Source organism: Shewanella sp. 30m-14 (assembly GCF_052977125.1).
Window position 1 is genome coordinate 96,111 of the sequence record NZ_JBRILW010000017.1, and the last position, 14,384, is coordinate 110,494.

At 41.2% G+C, this 14,384-nt stretch carries 10 protein-coding genes and 2 tRNA genes; 9 read left to right on the forward strand and 3 right to left on the reverse strand.

Features of this window, described 5'->3' with window-relative positions:
• Positions 1-68: 68 nt before the first annotated feature.
• Positions 69-845: a hydroxyacylglutathione hydrolase gene (gene gloB / locus ACVBIU_RS13630; protein WP_447164083.1), complete on the reverse strand. Its 777-nt coding sequence runs from the start codon at positions 843-845 to the stop codon at positions 69-71.
• A gap of 136 nt (positions 846-981) precedes the next feature.
• Between gloB and ACVBIU_RS13635 the strand changes: the two genes are divergently transcribed.
• Both ACVBIU_RS13635 and ACVBIU_RS13640 read left to right on the forward strand, forming a co-directional pair.
• Positions 982-1,722, forward strand: coding sequence for a class I SAM-dependent methyltransferase (locus ACVBIU_RS13635; RefSeq protein WP_447164084.1), 741 nt, complete (start codon positions 982-984; stop codon positions 1,720-1,722).
• Positions 1,723-1,778: 56 nt separating this feature from the next.
• Positions 1,779-2,675, forward strand: coding sequence for a LysR substrate-binding domain-containing protein (locus ACVBIU_RS13640; protein ID WP_447159873.1), 897 nt, complete (start codon positions 1,779-1,781; stop codon positions 2,673-2,675).
• A 30-nt stretch (positions 2,676-2,705) separates the two neighbouring features.
• On the opposite strand, the gene rnhA is transcribed toward ACVBIU_RS13640, so the two are convergent.
• The gene (gene rnhA, locus ACVBIU_RS13645; RefSeq protein WP_447159872.1) at positions 2,706-3,200 is read right to left on the reverse strand and encodes a ribonuclease HI; all 495 of its coding nucleotides are present in this window, start codon (positions 3,198-3,200) and stop codon (positions 2,706-2,708) included.
• Positions 3,201-3,273: 73 nt separating this feature from the next.
• Here rnhA and dnaQ point away from each other — a divergent pair, with 73 nt between their 5' ends.
• The 6 genes from dnaQ to ACVBIU_RS13675 all read left to right on the forward strand — a co-directional run bounded on the left by dnaQ (position 3,274) and on the right by ACVBIU_RS13675 (position 10,214).
• On the forward strand, positions 3,274-4,002 hold the full coding sequence (dnaQ, locus tag ACVBIU_RS13650) for a DNA polymerase III subunit epsilon (RefSeq protein WP_447159871.1): 729 nt from the start codon (positions 3,274-3,276) through the stop codon (positions 4,000-4,002).
• A gap of 10 nt (positions 4,003-4,012) precedes the next feature.
• Positions 4,013-5,350 (forward strand): TIGR03503 family protein, encoded by a 1,338-nt coding sequence (locus ACVBIU_RS13655; protein WP_447164085.1) that lies wholly within the window; start codon positions 4,013-4,015, stop codon positions 5,348-5,350.
• 124 nt (positions 5,351-5,474) lie between these two features.
• A tRNA-Asp gene (locus tag ACVBIU_RS13660) sits at positions 5,475-5,551 on the forward strand.
• Positions 5,552-5,634: 83 nt separating this feature from the next.
• A tRNA-Asp gene (locus ACVBIU_RS13665) sits at positions 5,635-5,711 on the forward strand.
• An 843-nt stretch (positions 5,712-6,554) separates the two neighbouring features.
• A complete protein-coding gene (locus tag ACVBIU_RS13670) occupies positions 6,555-8,387 on the forward strand; it encodes a cation:proton antiporter (RefSeq protein ID WP_447164629.1) in 1,833 nt (610 codons plus the stop codon).
• A gap of 537 nt (positions 8,388-8,924) precedes the next feature.
• Complete coding sequence (locus ACVBIU_RS13675; protein WP_447164628.1) at positions 8,925-10,214, forward strand: coproporphyrinogen III oxidase family protein; 1,290 nt, start codon at positions 8,925-8,927, stop codon at positions 10,212-10,214.
• 336 nt (positions 10,215-10,550) lie between these two features.
• Here ACVBIU_RS13675 and ACVBIU_RS13680 read toward each other — a convergent pair whose 3' ends face one another.
• Positions 10,551-10,706 carry a hypothetical protein gene (locus tag ACVBIU_RS13680; RefSeq protein WP_447159867.1) on the reverse strand — a complete coding sequence of 52 codons (156 nt, stop codon included), beginning with the start codon at positions 10,704-10,706 and terminating at the stop codon, positions 10,551-10,553.
• Between the two features lie 498 nt (positions 10,707-11,204).
• Between ACVBIU_RS13680 and ACVBIU_RS13685 the strand changes: the two genes are divergently transcribed.
• Positions 11,205-13,340, forward strand: a complete 2,136-nt coding sequence (locus tag ACVBIU_RS13685) for a MarR family transcriptional regulator (RefSeq protein ID WP_447164627.1) — start codon at positions 11,205-11,207, stop codon at positions 13,338-13,340.
• The last annotated feature ends 1,044 nt before the right edge of the window (positions 13,341-14,384 follow it).

Genomic DNA, 14,384 nt, shown 5'->3' on the forward strand with positions numbered 1-14,384 from the left:
CCCTTGCTTAGTTCTTGCTCAGTTCTGGCTTAGTGGCACTGAAATAGCGGGCTATTGTAGATTATTTTTTAGAAATTGTCTTTCCATTGACGCAGAAGTGCGAAGCTTTGCAAGGGATTGCTGATAGGTTGTTGGAATTGAACGGCTAAAATTTGCTGGATTTCTGTACTACCTGCTCTTAAAAATGGGTTAATGGCTTTTTCTAAGCCAATTGATGAAGGCAAGGTCGGTTTATTTTGCGCTCTCAGGGTGCGAGCTTTTGCTGTGTATTCGATAAGCGCTGGATTTGTCGGTTCAACTCTTGCAGCAAATTTAAGGTTTGCTAATGTGTATTCATGAGCACAAAATACACGAGTATTGTCTGGCAGGTGGCTTAATTGCATTAATGACTGATACATCTGCTCTGCGGTACCTTCAAATAATCGCCCACACCCGCCACTAAATAGGGTGTCACCGCAAAATAGGGCATCTTCGATTAAATAACTAATATGGCCCAATGTGTGACCGGGTACCTGAATAACCCTTGCATTTAATTCGCAATTTTCTAGCGCAAGAGTAACGCCTGCAGTGATAGGACGATTGACACCTTTTATATTTTCACTCTGTGGGCCATATACAGGTACGTTTTGGCCAAAATGGTTGAGCAATGGTTCGATACCATCTGTATGATCATAGTGGTGATGGGTTATTAAAATCCCTAGCAGGGGCTGTTTTCTGAGAGTTAAATAATCAATAACCACTTGCCCATCACTGGGGTCGACGACATAGACACCAGTACTTTGCTGTGATTGAAGCAGCCAGATATAATTATCGTTTAACGCGGGCAATGGAGTTATCTGTAACATATCGAGGCTCTCTATTTGAAGAAATTAACAGCTCAACAAAATTAATTTGAGCGCTTAAACAAGTTTACTGACCAAAGCTATTGCTTGTATACCGCTTTCGTTATTAAAGTAGACAAGAGTGATTTTGGAGGTCGATTTGTCACAGTCTCAATTACCGTTAAAACCTTATCATTGGTCGGAACTTCCGAGTGGGGCTGTTATTCGCGAAAGTGTTGAGCAGGCTTTATCCCCATGGTGGCCAAGAATTTTTGGTTACTATATGTTAAATCTTGGCCCTTTGAGCCATAAAATAGACAAACCAGGGGTAGGGATCAGTAAGCAATACTCTTTATATGATCAGCCACAGGCGAGCATAGAGGGAGACTATAGTCAGCTACCCATTCAAAATCTTAGTATCGATGCCGTGGTGATGAACTTTATTATAGAGTTTGAGGCAGACCCTTACCGCATACTGAGAGAGGTCGATAGAGTCCTTATTTCTGGTGGGCATTTAGTGATTGTTGGTTTTAACCCACTTAGCCCGATGTTTATCGGACAAATGTTGCCTAAACATCAGCAAGAGATCCCTTGGAATGGGCGCTTTTTTATGCCTTCACGGGTAAAAGATTGGCTAGGATTATTAGGGTATCAAGTGGTTGCCGATGAACGCTTACTGCACCATCATCTTCTTACAGAGACGAAGGTTGATAATATTTGGTCTCATGCGCTTAAGTCTTGGTTACCGAGTACCGGCAGTGTTTATGTGCTGGTGGCGAAAAAGTTAGAAACACCGTTAACGCCAATACAGGCAAAGCGAAGAGTTAAACAACGAAATTGGTCGACAGCGCCGAGTGCTGGGCGTACAGGTCATGCATCTAATACTCATCATAGTAAGTAAACTTAGCGCCTTTATGGCAATGGTTATCATTTTCAAATTATAAATAAAGAGTCTTGATGCGTATAACATTAAAACAGTTGGCCATTTTTGAGGCGGTAGCTCGCAGTGGTCAAGTTGCTAAAGCAGCTGAGATGGTTAACTTGTCATCTCCTGCTGCATCGATGGCGCTATCTGAGTTAGAGAAACAATTAGATACTCGCTTATTTGAGCGAGTAGGCAATCGATTACGCTTAAATTCGCAAGGCAGTTTGTTGTTGCCTTTGGCCACTGAAGCGTTACAAAAAATCGATCAAATTGAGCATACCTTTTCGCCAGCAGGGGCTGAACTTGGCGGTAATCTGACAATTAGTGCCAGCTCAACTATAGGCAATTATTTACTGGCCAGAAGCGCCGTCGCCTTTTGTCAGCAACATACCAATACATTGGTTAATGTCGATATCGATAACAGCCAGGCAGTGATCAATGCCGTGCTTGAATTTAAAAGCGAAATGGGCTTTATCGAAAGTCAGTGTCTTGATAGCCGTATTGCTGTTGAAGCATGGCATAAAGACAAGTTATTGGTTTTTTGCCATCCCGCTCACCCGCTAGCTGGAAAACGAGTTGCGCCAAGTGAACTGCGTAATATGCCTTGGGTGATGCGAGAAGAGGGCTCAGGTACCCGAGACTGCTTTGTCAGTGCTGCGAATGCCCTTGATATACAGCCACAAGAAAAGTTCCGCTTTTCTACCCCCGATGCTATTAAGCAAGCTGTTAAGCAAGGCGCGGGATTAGGCGTTTTATCGGAACTGACTCTTGAAAAAGAGCTCATTCGCAAAGAATTGGCGCTTATCGAAGTGGAAGGCTTAGCACTAGAGCGTAAGTTCTATCGTATCCACCATAAGAGTCGTAATTTTAATCCGTTAGGCTTAGCCTTTATTGACTTTTGCCAAGGTTTTTTAAACACAGAAAGCTAACGACTCAAGTTGACTTAATTGAGCGCAACGCTAGCTTTGGTCTAGGCTTTCTTGTTGGATAATGTAACCGGTGTCTTCCTGCTTAGGTTTAGCTTCAGCGGCTTGGCGGGCAAGATCGTCACAACGCTCATTTTCAGCATGACCTGCGTGGCCTTTAACCCAACGCCAGTCAATTTGGTGGCGCTGGGATACTGCGTCAAGACGTTTCCACAGATCGACGTTTTTTACTGGTTGATTGGTGGAGGTGATCCAGCCTTTACGCTTCCAACCGTGGATCCATTGGGTGATCCCTTGGCGCATATACTGACTATCGCTGGTTAAGATAACCTGACACGGCACTTTTAACACTTCTAGCGCGACAATCGGGGCCAATAGCTCCATGCGATTGTTCGTGGTAAGGGCAAAGCCATCAGCAAGCTCTTTTGTTTGCTTTTTATACTTTAAAACGATGCCATAACCGCCAGGGCCAGGATTTCCGAGGCAAGAACCGTCGGTATAGATAGAGATCTGTTTCAGTCCAGTCATCAAGTTGCTACCATAGCTATAATTGCTGGGCGAGTATACCCAAAAAATTTAACTGAGAAATGTATAAATTCATATGAATATTGTTTCAAGCGCAAAGCGACAAATTATTCTCGATACCGAAACCACTGGTATGAACCAATCGAGCGGTCCAATTTACTTGGGTCATAGGATCATTGAAATCGGTTGTGTTGAAGTCATCAATCGCCGCTTAACTGGGCGTCATTATCACGAGTACATCAATCCGCAACAGCCGATTGACCCAGAAGCGATTGCGGTTCACGGTATAACGAATGAGTTTGTGGCTGATAAACCTAAGTTTCATGAGGTAGCACAAAGCTTTATTGAGTTTATCGACGGCGCTGAAATTGTTGCACATAACGCGAGCTTCGACGTTAGCTTTATGGATCACGAGTTTTCAATGTTACAGCCGCGTGGCCCTAAAACAGCTGATATTTGTCAAATCCTCGATTCGCTCGCAATCGCTAAACATTTACATCCAGGGCAAAAGAATAACTTGGATGCCTTGTGTAAGCGCTATGGTATCGATAACTCGGCCCGTGATCTTCACGGCGCATTACTCGATGCTGAGATTTTGGCTGACGTTTACCTGTTAATGACAGGTGGCCAAACCAAGTTTAACCTTTCAAGTGAAAAAGCAGGGCAAGAGGGCGGGGGGATCCAACGCTTAAGTGCAGATAGAGCAAAACTTAAAGTGATCGCCGCATCGGCCGATGAACTGATAAGACACGAAGAGCGACTAGACTTAGTTGCGAAATCAGGACAATGCCTCTGGCGCGGATAAACGTCATTTTATGAACTTCTCTATGATTAGAAGCGTTAAATATGTAGCGGTTTTCTTAATTTGTTATTTTTCAGTTAGCATTGCAGCTTTGGCTAATGTCGTGCTTTCTTCGCATGCTTCGGAGTTAAAGAATCGTTTTAGAATCGATCATATGGTTGAGTCGGTAACCTTGCTCATTCATAGAGAGTACGGCAGTGCCCCCGTTATCATTGTGCGTCCAGATGGCAGCAAATGGTATGTGAACCGCCATCCTGAGGATAAAGTCGCCTGGATGGAAGGCTTAACGGGTGACATGATCACCATTAACCAGCCTATGCCTGGACCGTGGCAATTGATTGGCCAAGTGGTAGAAGGTTCAGTGATTGATAAGGTGTCAAAGCTTTCAATTGATGTCGATCCCATTCCACAGCCACTGTTTCAAGGTGAACGGGTTAAATTAACGGCAAGATTACTCGGCGATGAACAAAAAGTGCGCTTGCCGGGTCTTGACTTTATGATGAGCTGGACTGCTCGATTTGTAAGTGACAACCATTCTGCCGATGAAAATTATGCGGCAGGAACGCTTATCGTTGGCACGTATAGAGATAACGGAGAAGCACTGGATGAGCGACCTGATGACGGGACCTTTACCAGTGATTTAGATCTAGAGCAGCCATGGGGTGGCTACACACTGCAAGTGCGGGCTAACAATGCTGTGCTTGAAAGGCAATATACCGAGCCGTTTAGATTATCCCCGCGCCCAGTCGAAGTTGAGTTATTGACACCTGACGATCCCAAATCGGGAGTCTGGACTTTAGCTATTAAGTTAAACGATCAAGTACTTAAACTTGAGCAAACGCATCTTGAGGCGGAAATAAAGGGCCCAGCAGGCAAGATGATCCCGCTAACGATTACCGACTTTAAGGAAGCTAATAGCCACTTTGTGCTGCCTAAGGTCATGGATTTTGGTAGTTATCATTTAAAGCTCAATGCGGTGAGTACCACAGTTAACGGAAGAGAGATCTATCTAAGCTTACCCGAGCTGTTTTTTAATCTGATCCAGCCACCTGAGCCTCCTCCTACTAAAGAAGAACTTGCTGCAAGAGCCGATGCGATCGCTAAGTTGCAGGAGCAACAGGCAAAAGAGGATGCTATCGTATTAATCGTATCCATCAATATTGCATTGATCGTATTAGGTATACTGATTTTATTGTTCATTCGTAAGCGCAGTAACCTCAAAAAAGCATTAGCAGCAACGCAGGCGCGTTTAGAAACAGAGGTGCGTAAAGAGAAGATGTTGCTAGAGCTGGATCAAATCGATTTAACCATGCCAGAAGATAGTGTTGAGCCTAAGAGCGATAGAAGGTAGTTTTTATCAACAAATTGTTGAAGATAAAGTCTAATTGTTCGTTTTTCGACTTGTTGATTAAGTTCTTATAAAAAACTTATTGACGGGCTACCTCACTCTACGTATTATTCAACGCACTTGATGTGGAGCGGTAGTTCAGTTGGTTAGAATACCGGCCTGTCACGCCGGGGGTCGCGGGTTCGAGTCCCGTCCGCTCCGCCAATCAAGTGCTAAATTTTAGTTATTTGTTAGTGACATAACGAGTAACATTAGAAGTCAACATGATTGAATTCTAGTAAAGTTTAGGAGCGGTAGTTCAGTTGGTTAGAATACCGGCCTGTCACGCCGGGGGTCGCGGGTTCGAGTCCCGTCCGCTCCGCCAACATAAAGATAAAAGCCTCTGCATTTCTTTTTATTGAAGATTGCAGGGGCTTTTTTCGTTTCAACGCTGCTACTTTATAAAGCATTGTTTAGCCCAGGTTTTGGATTCAGCTGTTCCTGAGTTATACCAATTGCCGACATAAGCTTAAGCTTCTCGCTTATTTGTGGGCGCGATGAGTAAGTAAAATACCCAAACAAACTAAGAAATATGAACCATTGCTAATATCCTAGCCGCTTTTTCGGCGCCTTGGGTTCTAGGTGATCTTAATATTAAGGTGATCGGGATTATCCATACTAAAAAAATCACCAAAAATGCTGTGATAAAAAGACTCATTGATTGCAACTCCATTTGGTATTGCCCCCAAGGTGCCGAGCAAACTCCGATAATGTATCATTCAGTTGCGACTTTATAGGTAAAAAGTGTGATATGCAGATTGACTGCTATTTAAGCTCTCATCTTTGTTAGTATCGTTAACAGGGACGATAAGTAATGGCTTGCAAAACAAACGACCACTAATGAGCTTATCAATCAAAGTAGCAAATGTTACTTTACTCCGTGGCTGAATCTACTGTAAGTTATTATAATTAAATATATTTATTCTATTAAAGCCATTGTGCTTTATCCCCGCAAGACTGACAGATGTACAGCCCCTTTTAAACGCGATGTCGTTGCTAACCTAGCCATAGCTGTATTCTTATCCACCTAAATCATTTTACGGAAATTTTGATTTACTTTTCTTGGTGTTATCGTATTTTACTCAGGTTTAGCTATAGTTTTTACACTCAATGGCTTCTTTTAACAAATACATATTTCGCTAGAAATGAGCAGATAAGGAAATAGGCTATGCTAGAGCAGATCACTGGGATGCTTGCTTTGCTAGGTGTTTTATCGTTGTTTTGTCAGTGGATAGGGTGGAAGCTAAGACTGCCCGCTATTCTCCCGCTACTCTTATGTGGTCTTTTACTAGGGCCTGGCCTTGGTTTCTTAAATCCTGACGCGATATTTGGTGATCTGTTATTTCCAATTATTTCACTCGGCGTCGCGGTGATCTTATTTGAAGGGGCGTTAACGCTAAACTTTAAAGAGATAAAAGAGCATGGTGCCATGGTCACCCGATTGGTGACCTTAGGCACCGTCATTACATGGGCCTGTATTACGCTTGGTACCTTTTACTTACTTGATTTTGATTGGTCGATGGCTTTGCTGTTTGGTGCGCTGGTGGTGGTAACAGGCCCAACGGTTATCGTGCCTATGCTCAGAAGTGTAAGACCTAAAACAGAGCTTGCCAGCATATTACGTTGGGAGGGGATTGTTATCGACCCTATTGGTGCTTTACTTGCTGTTTTAGTGTTTGAATATATCGCCGTTGCGGCAGATCCCACAACTCATGTTTTGCATGCACTAAGTGCCATGTTAATTGTAGGATTAGGCTTTGGTGTATTGAGTGGCTATCTAGTGGGCCTTGTGCTGCGTAATAATTTGTTGCCCCATTATCTGCGAAATACCGCAGTGCTAACCTTAATGCTAGCCGTATTTGTAGGCTCTAACATATTGGAAGAAGAATCGGGCCTATTGTCTGTAACTGTTATGGGTATTTGGTTAGCGAATATGAAAGGGGTCGACATTGCCGATATTTTAGAGTTTAAGGAAACGCTGACTGTATTACTCATTTCTGCGCTGTTTATTCTGCTTGCAGCGCGACTTAACGCCGACGCGCTGTTGAGTCTCGGTTGGGAAGGGCTTGCGTTATTGGCCGTGGTAATGCTGGTTGCTCGTCCATTAAGTATTTGGTGCTGTGGTGTTGGTACATCGCTTTCAAGTGGTGACAAGTGGTTTTTAAGCTGGGTAGCACCGCGCGGCATTGTGGCGGCGGCGGTATCATCTCTGTTTGCCATCAAGCTTGAATCCATTGGGATCCAAGGCGCAGAGCTTATTGTACCGCTTGTTTTTTTAATCATTATTGGCACTGTTGTTATTCAGAGTTTAACCGCCGGGAAATGGGCAAAGATGCTAGGTGTTACCGCGGACTCATCACAAGGGTTACTCATTTTTGGTGCGTCTAAGTTGCCGAGAGCGCTTGCTAAAACGTTACAATCAAAAGGCGTGACAGTGCTACTAGCCGATAATAACTGGGATAATATTCGTCTCGCTCGCATGGACAATATTCCGGTATATTTTGGTAACCCTGCATCTGAACATGCTGAAAACCATATGAATATGGACGGTATTGGTCGCGTCTTGGTGATGTCACCTTATCGTCAACTTAACCCCTTAGTGAGTTTTTACTTCCAAGATGTATTTGGCAGTGAAAAGGTCTACGGGCTAAATCATGGTGAAACATCGAGTGCTCGCCATCAGTTGTCTGAATCCTACTTAAAACGCTTATGTTTATTTGGTGAAGGGGTCTCATATTCTAAGCTTGCGAGTTTAATGGCGAAAGGGGCTAGTATTAAAAGCACCAGCCTGACTGAAAGCTTTAACTACGCCATGTTTATGGCGCAATATGGACAAGCTGCAATTCCGCTTATTTATTTGCAAGATGGAAAAGTAAGGGTAATTAGCGCTACATTAGATACTGAGCTGCTAACAGGGGTTGAGCTTATTAGCTTAATCCCTGCGGATGCGATTAAGCTTGAGATGAGCAGTGAGCAACCGGATAAAGTCGGTACCAGCTAGAGAATCTGTTTTTTAATCATCTTATATTTGTTTCCACTTCAGCTTGTTCGAGGTGGAAACAGATAGACTTTATCAACTCTTTTCAATCAGAAGTGGTGTGTTTAATTATTGAGGTGCAGAGGTGATGTTATAGATGATTACAGTGCCCGTTGTTACCTTGGCTATTGGCGGCAGAGTCACTAACTCGACTCAATCCACTTTGTTGGTTTTATCTTGCAAAACAGGCATCACCAATCTTAAGGCGTTAGTCTTATCGTTGAGCCATTAATGTATAGAGTGAAGATGGTAGGGGCGTACTTACTACTATTTCAGTCACTCATCGCTAAAGAACTCAATCGACATGAGCTATATCGCCGCTAACGTATAAAAAGTCAGCGATTTTATTTGTGCTATGTAACATATTTATAAGATTGTTAGCTGAGAATGAAAATATTTTTAAACATCAGATTTACAACACACTTTTCAATATTATCAACGAGTAAGGTATGGAAATCTCCTTACCTGAAACACAGGTAAATTCATCATTAAAGGTGAGTTATGTCATTTGCCTATTTACGACAGTCATTAGCAACCCAAAGTCTTGATCTCGTCATGCAACATACGATTAAGCAATCCCTTAGTTTGGCTGACGCCAAAGTGTTCCCATTAGGTCATTCATCTGTAAGCTTTACCGAAGAGCAAAAAATTGAAACGCTCTATATCCATATCCCGTTTTGCCATACTTTGTGCCGTTTTTGCTCGTTTCATAAAGTTAAATACAACCGAGAAAAGGCCAAGCTATATTTTGAAGCCCTGCGTAAAGAGATAAAGCGAGTGATTGGGGCGGGTTTACGTTTTAATCGAGTTTATATCGGTGGCGGTACCACAACGATTTTAGAAGATGAACTTGTTAAAACAATAGAATTGATTAAAAGCTTAACTACGGTGCGTGAAGTCTCTTGTGAGACCGATCCTAGTTACTTTAAAACCGGCAATCCAGAATTGCTCGATGGCTTAGTTGATAGGATGAGTATTGGCTTACAAAGCTTTGATGATCAAATATTGAAAGCTAGTGGCCGTTTTGAAAAGTTTGGCTCAGGTGATGAGCAGGCCATCGATATTAAAAGAGGGATTGAACTATTCCCTACGGTCAATGTAGATCTAATGTATGGTTTTAAAGGGCAAACACCCGATAGTGTAGTGGCCGATATTAAACGCATGATCCAGCTTGAACCTGACCAAATCACTACTTACCCGCTCACTTTAGGAATAGGCAAGAGCCGAAAAAAATCTAAATGTCTGGCGGGTAAGCCTGAAGATTTATGGCCACAATTTTTGGCCGCAAAACAAGCAATGTCAGAACGCTATATGATGGAGTTTCCTTGGACATACAGTCGTAATTTTGGTCAAAAAGTCGATAATAAATATGTGCTAGATGGGGAGAATTGTTTTGGGGTCGGCTCGGGAGCATTCGGCCGTTTTGGGTCGCAGTTTCAAGTATCGAGCTTTAATATTGATCGCTATATCCAACTCATTAATCAAGGGTATGTTGGTACCAGTCACCATAAAGTGCTGAGCGATAAATCAATAAACCAACATCATTTGATGATAATGATGGGCAAAGGGCATTTAGATAATGCTTTATTTAAAGCGCATACGGGCAAAAGCCTGTGGCAAGCCTTTCCTATTGAGTTAACCTATTTGTTAGCCGCTGGGGCCCTTATTAAGCAAGGAGATAGTTATAAAACCACAGAAGCAGGCCAATTTATTGCTTTAAAGATGTTCAGTGGTTTCCTAGCCGGTATGGATTATTTACGTGAGCAAGCTATCGAATTAGCAGCACATTAAACGTATATCGCTACTTAAGACAATGAGAGATTAAATTGTAAGATACAGCCCCTATTTGTCGCTATGCTATGTGGAAGTGAAGAGTATCAGTAGAAGGATTTAAGGGCTGATCCTGTTTCTGTGGCAAGGTTAATATGGAAAGGTTTTTGCTGAATGTTTTTTTGCTGATTGTTTTTTTGATGTTTTCTGCTGTTCGCAGCCGTATCTACACAGAATAATTGGTACTTACATTTGGGCTTTAATTGTTCAGCTTATAAGTTGGGAATGCCCCAAAGCTCGTTAGCCTTCGAATGAAAACTGATTACATTATTTGTCTGAGCTGTGGCTACAGGGCTGCTAATTTGAAATTGTCGCTTTAGAGTTATCAAGCGCCTCCAGCGGGGTATGTGCAGACACTGCTGCGAGACGCTGTAAATATGTCCCTATACGCTCTGCGGTTTCATCCCTGAAACCGAAGCCCGCAGCCGTATCTACACCGGATAATTGGAGCACTCATTTAAGCCATAGTGGTTTGGTGTCTAACACGGAAATGCCCCTTTATTTGTTAGCGCCAGCCATTCGTCCAATACAGCACTAACCTCTTTGCAATACTTTTTCTCATCAGTCGGAAAGGTAAGAGTTTTTGTTTAGCGACAACCTCTTGGTTAACCAGTGTTTGTGTTTTTATACAGTATTATTGGTTTTGTGCGGATAATCTCCAAAATATGCGCAATCAGTTCGCAGTTTGCTATTGAGTGAAAATAAAAAGAAGAGTAAATTCAAACAACTAAAAACGCGCATTCTCGGTTTGCAAGAGCTACTAGGCAAGCAAAGTGTGCATTCTCGTTTTTCCAGAAGGTGTATTTGGACTAATCGTTGTAAATGTTTATAAATGAGACGATTACGAGTATGCGCCTTGACAGGTCTAACCAGATAGGCGCGCAACGCATAAATACTAAGACGTTATTTGTTTTAGCCGTCTAACAAATTTCATCAGGAGTCTTTAAAACGATGTTGACAGAAAAGAACAGGGATGAATTCTATAAAGTAGCTGATTCATTAAAGCGATTTAAACGTGCTGAGATAAAAGATTCTCAAGAACGCTCACTCATTGACACGCTTTACACTGACTTGTTGCCAGAGAATCAAGTTTATAAAATGGTTTTATCTGATAACACCACATTTTTGGTAGGTAGAAAAGGAACTGGTAAATCGACCATAATCTTGCGTTTGGAAAGTGAATATCGAAAGAAGGACGATTACATACCTTGTTACATTGATACTAAAACTGTTTTTGAAAGCACAAAAAGTGACTATCAAAATTTAGACTATTTAAAAGGTAGGATTCCAAATGAAGCTTTGGAAAAATACTTAATTGAACGCTCATTCATACAAAATGTACTAAAAGCAATTGTTGATGAAATGGAAATCAAGGCTAAACCATACCTGACCAAATTTGCGAAATTATTAGGTTTAAGTAAAGTAAATATTGTTAAAGATGGGATTTCTGAGCTTTATAAAAAAATAGAAAATAATGAGCACCTTAAGTCTATCGAACTTCCTGTAATAAATGAGTATGTCAACTCCATCTCAGGTGCAGATGAAATTGAAAATGCTAATAGTTATAAAAACTCTGGTGAAGCAAACTTTAACCTTGATATTAAAGGACCTAGAATTGGTATAAAAGAAGGGAGCGCGAAGTCATCTTCTGATAAAACGAAGCAAATAGAGTCTTGGGAAAAGCAATTTTCAGGTGCGTTGCTGAAAGTATTTCAAATCAAGGATGTGATGGATGAAATACAAGAAATATTAAAGGTGTTGAAAGTTAAAAAGCTAGTAATATTTCTAGATGATTTTTCTGAAGTTGATGAGAAAACAATTAAAAACTTTGTAGATGTCGTCCTTGCCCCTTTAAACAACTGGGGAGAGTTTATTTGTTTTAAAGTTGCGGCTTATCCTAACAGGATTTATTTTGGAGATATTGATAAAGGTAAGGTAGATATAATTGATCTTGATTTTTACAATCTATATTCAAATTATGACAAAAGTACGATGGAATCCCTATCCCTAGACTTTACTAAAAGACTAGTGAGTACAAGAATTAAATATTACAGTACAAATTCACTTGAAGATTTTTTCGACGTAACAAGTAATTCTAGCGTCGATGATTATATGGAATTGCTATTTAAAGCATCGATGAACGTACCACGTATCATTGGTAATATTCTTTATTATTGTCACCAAACACATATATCTATAGGTAAAAAAATAACTAAAGCTGCTATCGATTCTGCGGCAGTTAAATATTATGAAAAAGTAATAGCTTCCTTTTTCGATCTCACTACTCATAGTTTATTATCTTTTGACGAAAAAGTATCAGAATTACAGCAAAAAGAGTTATTACAAGTTTTTATATCACAGCTAAAAAGTATACGAAAACAAATAACGACTGATGAGTTAACAAGTGCCGTATATCAATCAGATAATAAGAATCCATTTACGAGTCATTTTAATTTTTCGCCTAATTTAGAGAAGTTTGTTCGTACACTAGAGCTTAACTTCTTTATATCTAAGTATTCAGAAATGAGCGACAGGGATGGAAAGAAAGTGTCCGTTTACTGCCTTAATTATGGTTTGACTCTTCTAGAAAATATGAGGTGGGGAAAACCAACGGGTAGAGAATATAGGACGTACTATATTGCAAGACCGTTTAATTTTGATAGTATTTTTGAAGATTTTCTTAGGAAGTCAAAACATATTTTATGTGTAAACCCAAAGTGTAAAAAGTCATATCCGTACGAACAACTACAGTTTCTAGAATTTAATAAAATGCGATGTGTTGAGTGTCAGTGTCAAGTTAATGTTAAATCTGTTTCAGAAGAAATTAAAGATGAATTAGAGAGAATTGACAAGAGCAAATTACTCCCCGCTATTGAATTAGGTTTATTGCATGAACTTAACAGTAATAACTCTACAATGCTTGCTAAAGACCTGTCAGAAGAGCTCGACATTTCTTCTTATCTAATAGCATCAAGAGCTAAAAAATTAGATGAGATGTTAGGGCTTGTTGATAGAGATAAAAATGGAGCATTGATCAAGTACTCTATTTCACCTAAAGCAATAGAAGCATATTTCAATAATCAATAGTAAACACATAGTAAGATGCTTAAGCGTAATCAAAAAAAACAATTGGTTACGCTTGGTTTATTCTGAATTTTAGCAACGCTTAGCGTGGCGTTACCGCATATCAGATTGCCATACTTTACCTAATGGCAGTCGTTGCTTTCAGAGCTTAAGCTCTAAATCATTTCTGTCCAAAAACGAGCTAGAGCTTTAGCCGTAACTCTAAACATTAAAGATTATGCTGTTCCAACTCGGTGTAGATACAGCTGAGACCGTCGAAAACATGGATGTTTTCGTTGAGCTCACATGGACGTGCTTGCAGCGAGTCTCAGAAGTGTCTGCACATGCGCTGGCCGCAGGCCATTGGAACCACTTTTGTTGGATGCCACTCTTAACCAAAATATATCGAGTCTTTTGGGGCTTTGTAATCAAACGAAGTTTGATATCGCTGTAAGGGCTAGTCGAGCTGCAAGCTCCAACTGACTTTTGTCCAAAAATGAGCTAACTTGCGTTGAACATGTAGGTAAGTATGATTTTTCCAAAAGCACTAATTTTACCACGAAGCGCTTCGCTTTCACGGAGGTCACGGAGAAGATCGTAGAGCAAAAGATCAAAATGTTTCATGAAGAGCCTTTTTGTTCTAGCTGTTGCTTTTCTTCGTGTAGCGTAGCGCTCCGTGTCCTTCGTGGTGAATAGCTTTTGTCCAAAACCGTTTCAGTAATAGTGAGAATTAACTGTGATCATCAACATCTGAGTGGGCTAATTCGCAGAGATGAATAGTCAGATGTCGGTGTGGCTGTGGGCTTCGGTTTCAGGGGGAGGTATCTAAAAGAGATACTCTTCGAACGAGAGGAATATATGCCGAACTGGCCGTTTAACAGGGAGGTTATTGGAAACTGCTGAGCGGCCAGGGAGGGCTTTGTAGCGTCGCACAGAGGTAGTGACATGTGAGCTACTATAAGCCGTTACCTTTCTTCGTGGCCTCAGTATCCTTCGTGGCCTCAGTATCCTTCGTGGCCTCAGTATCCTTCGTGGCCTCAGTATCCTTCGTGGCCTCAGTATCCTTCG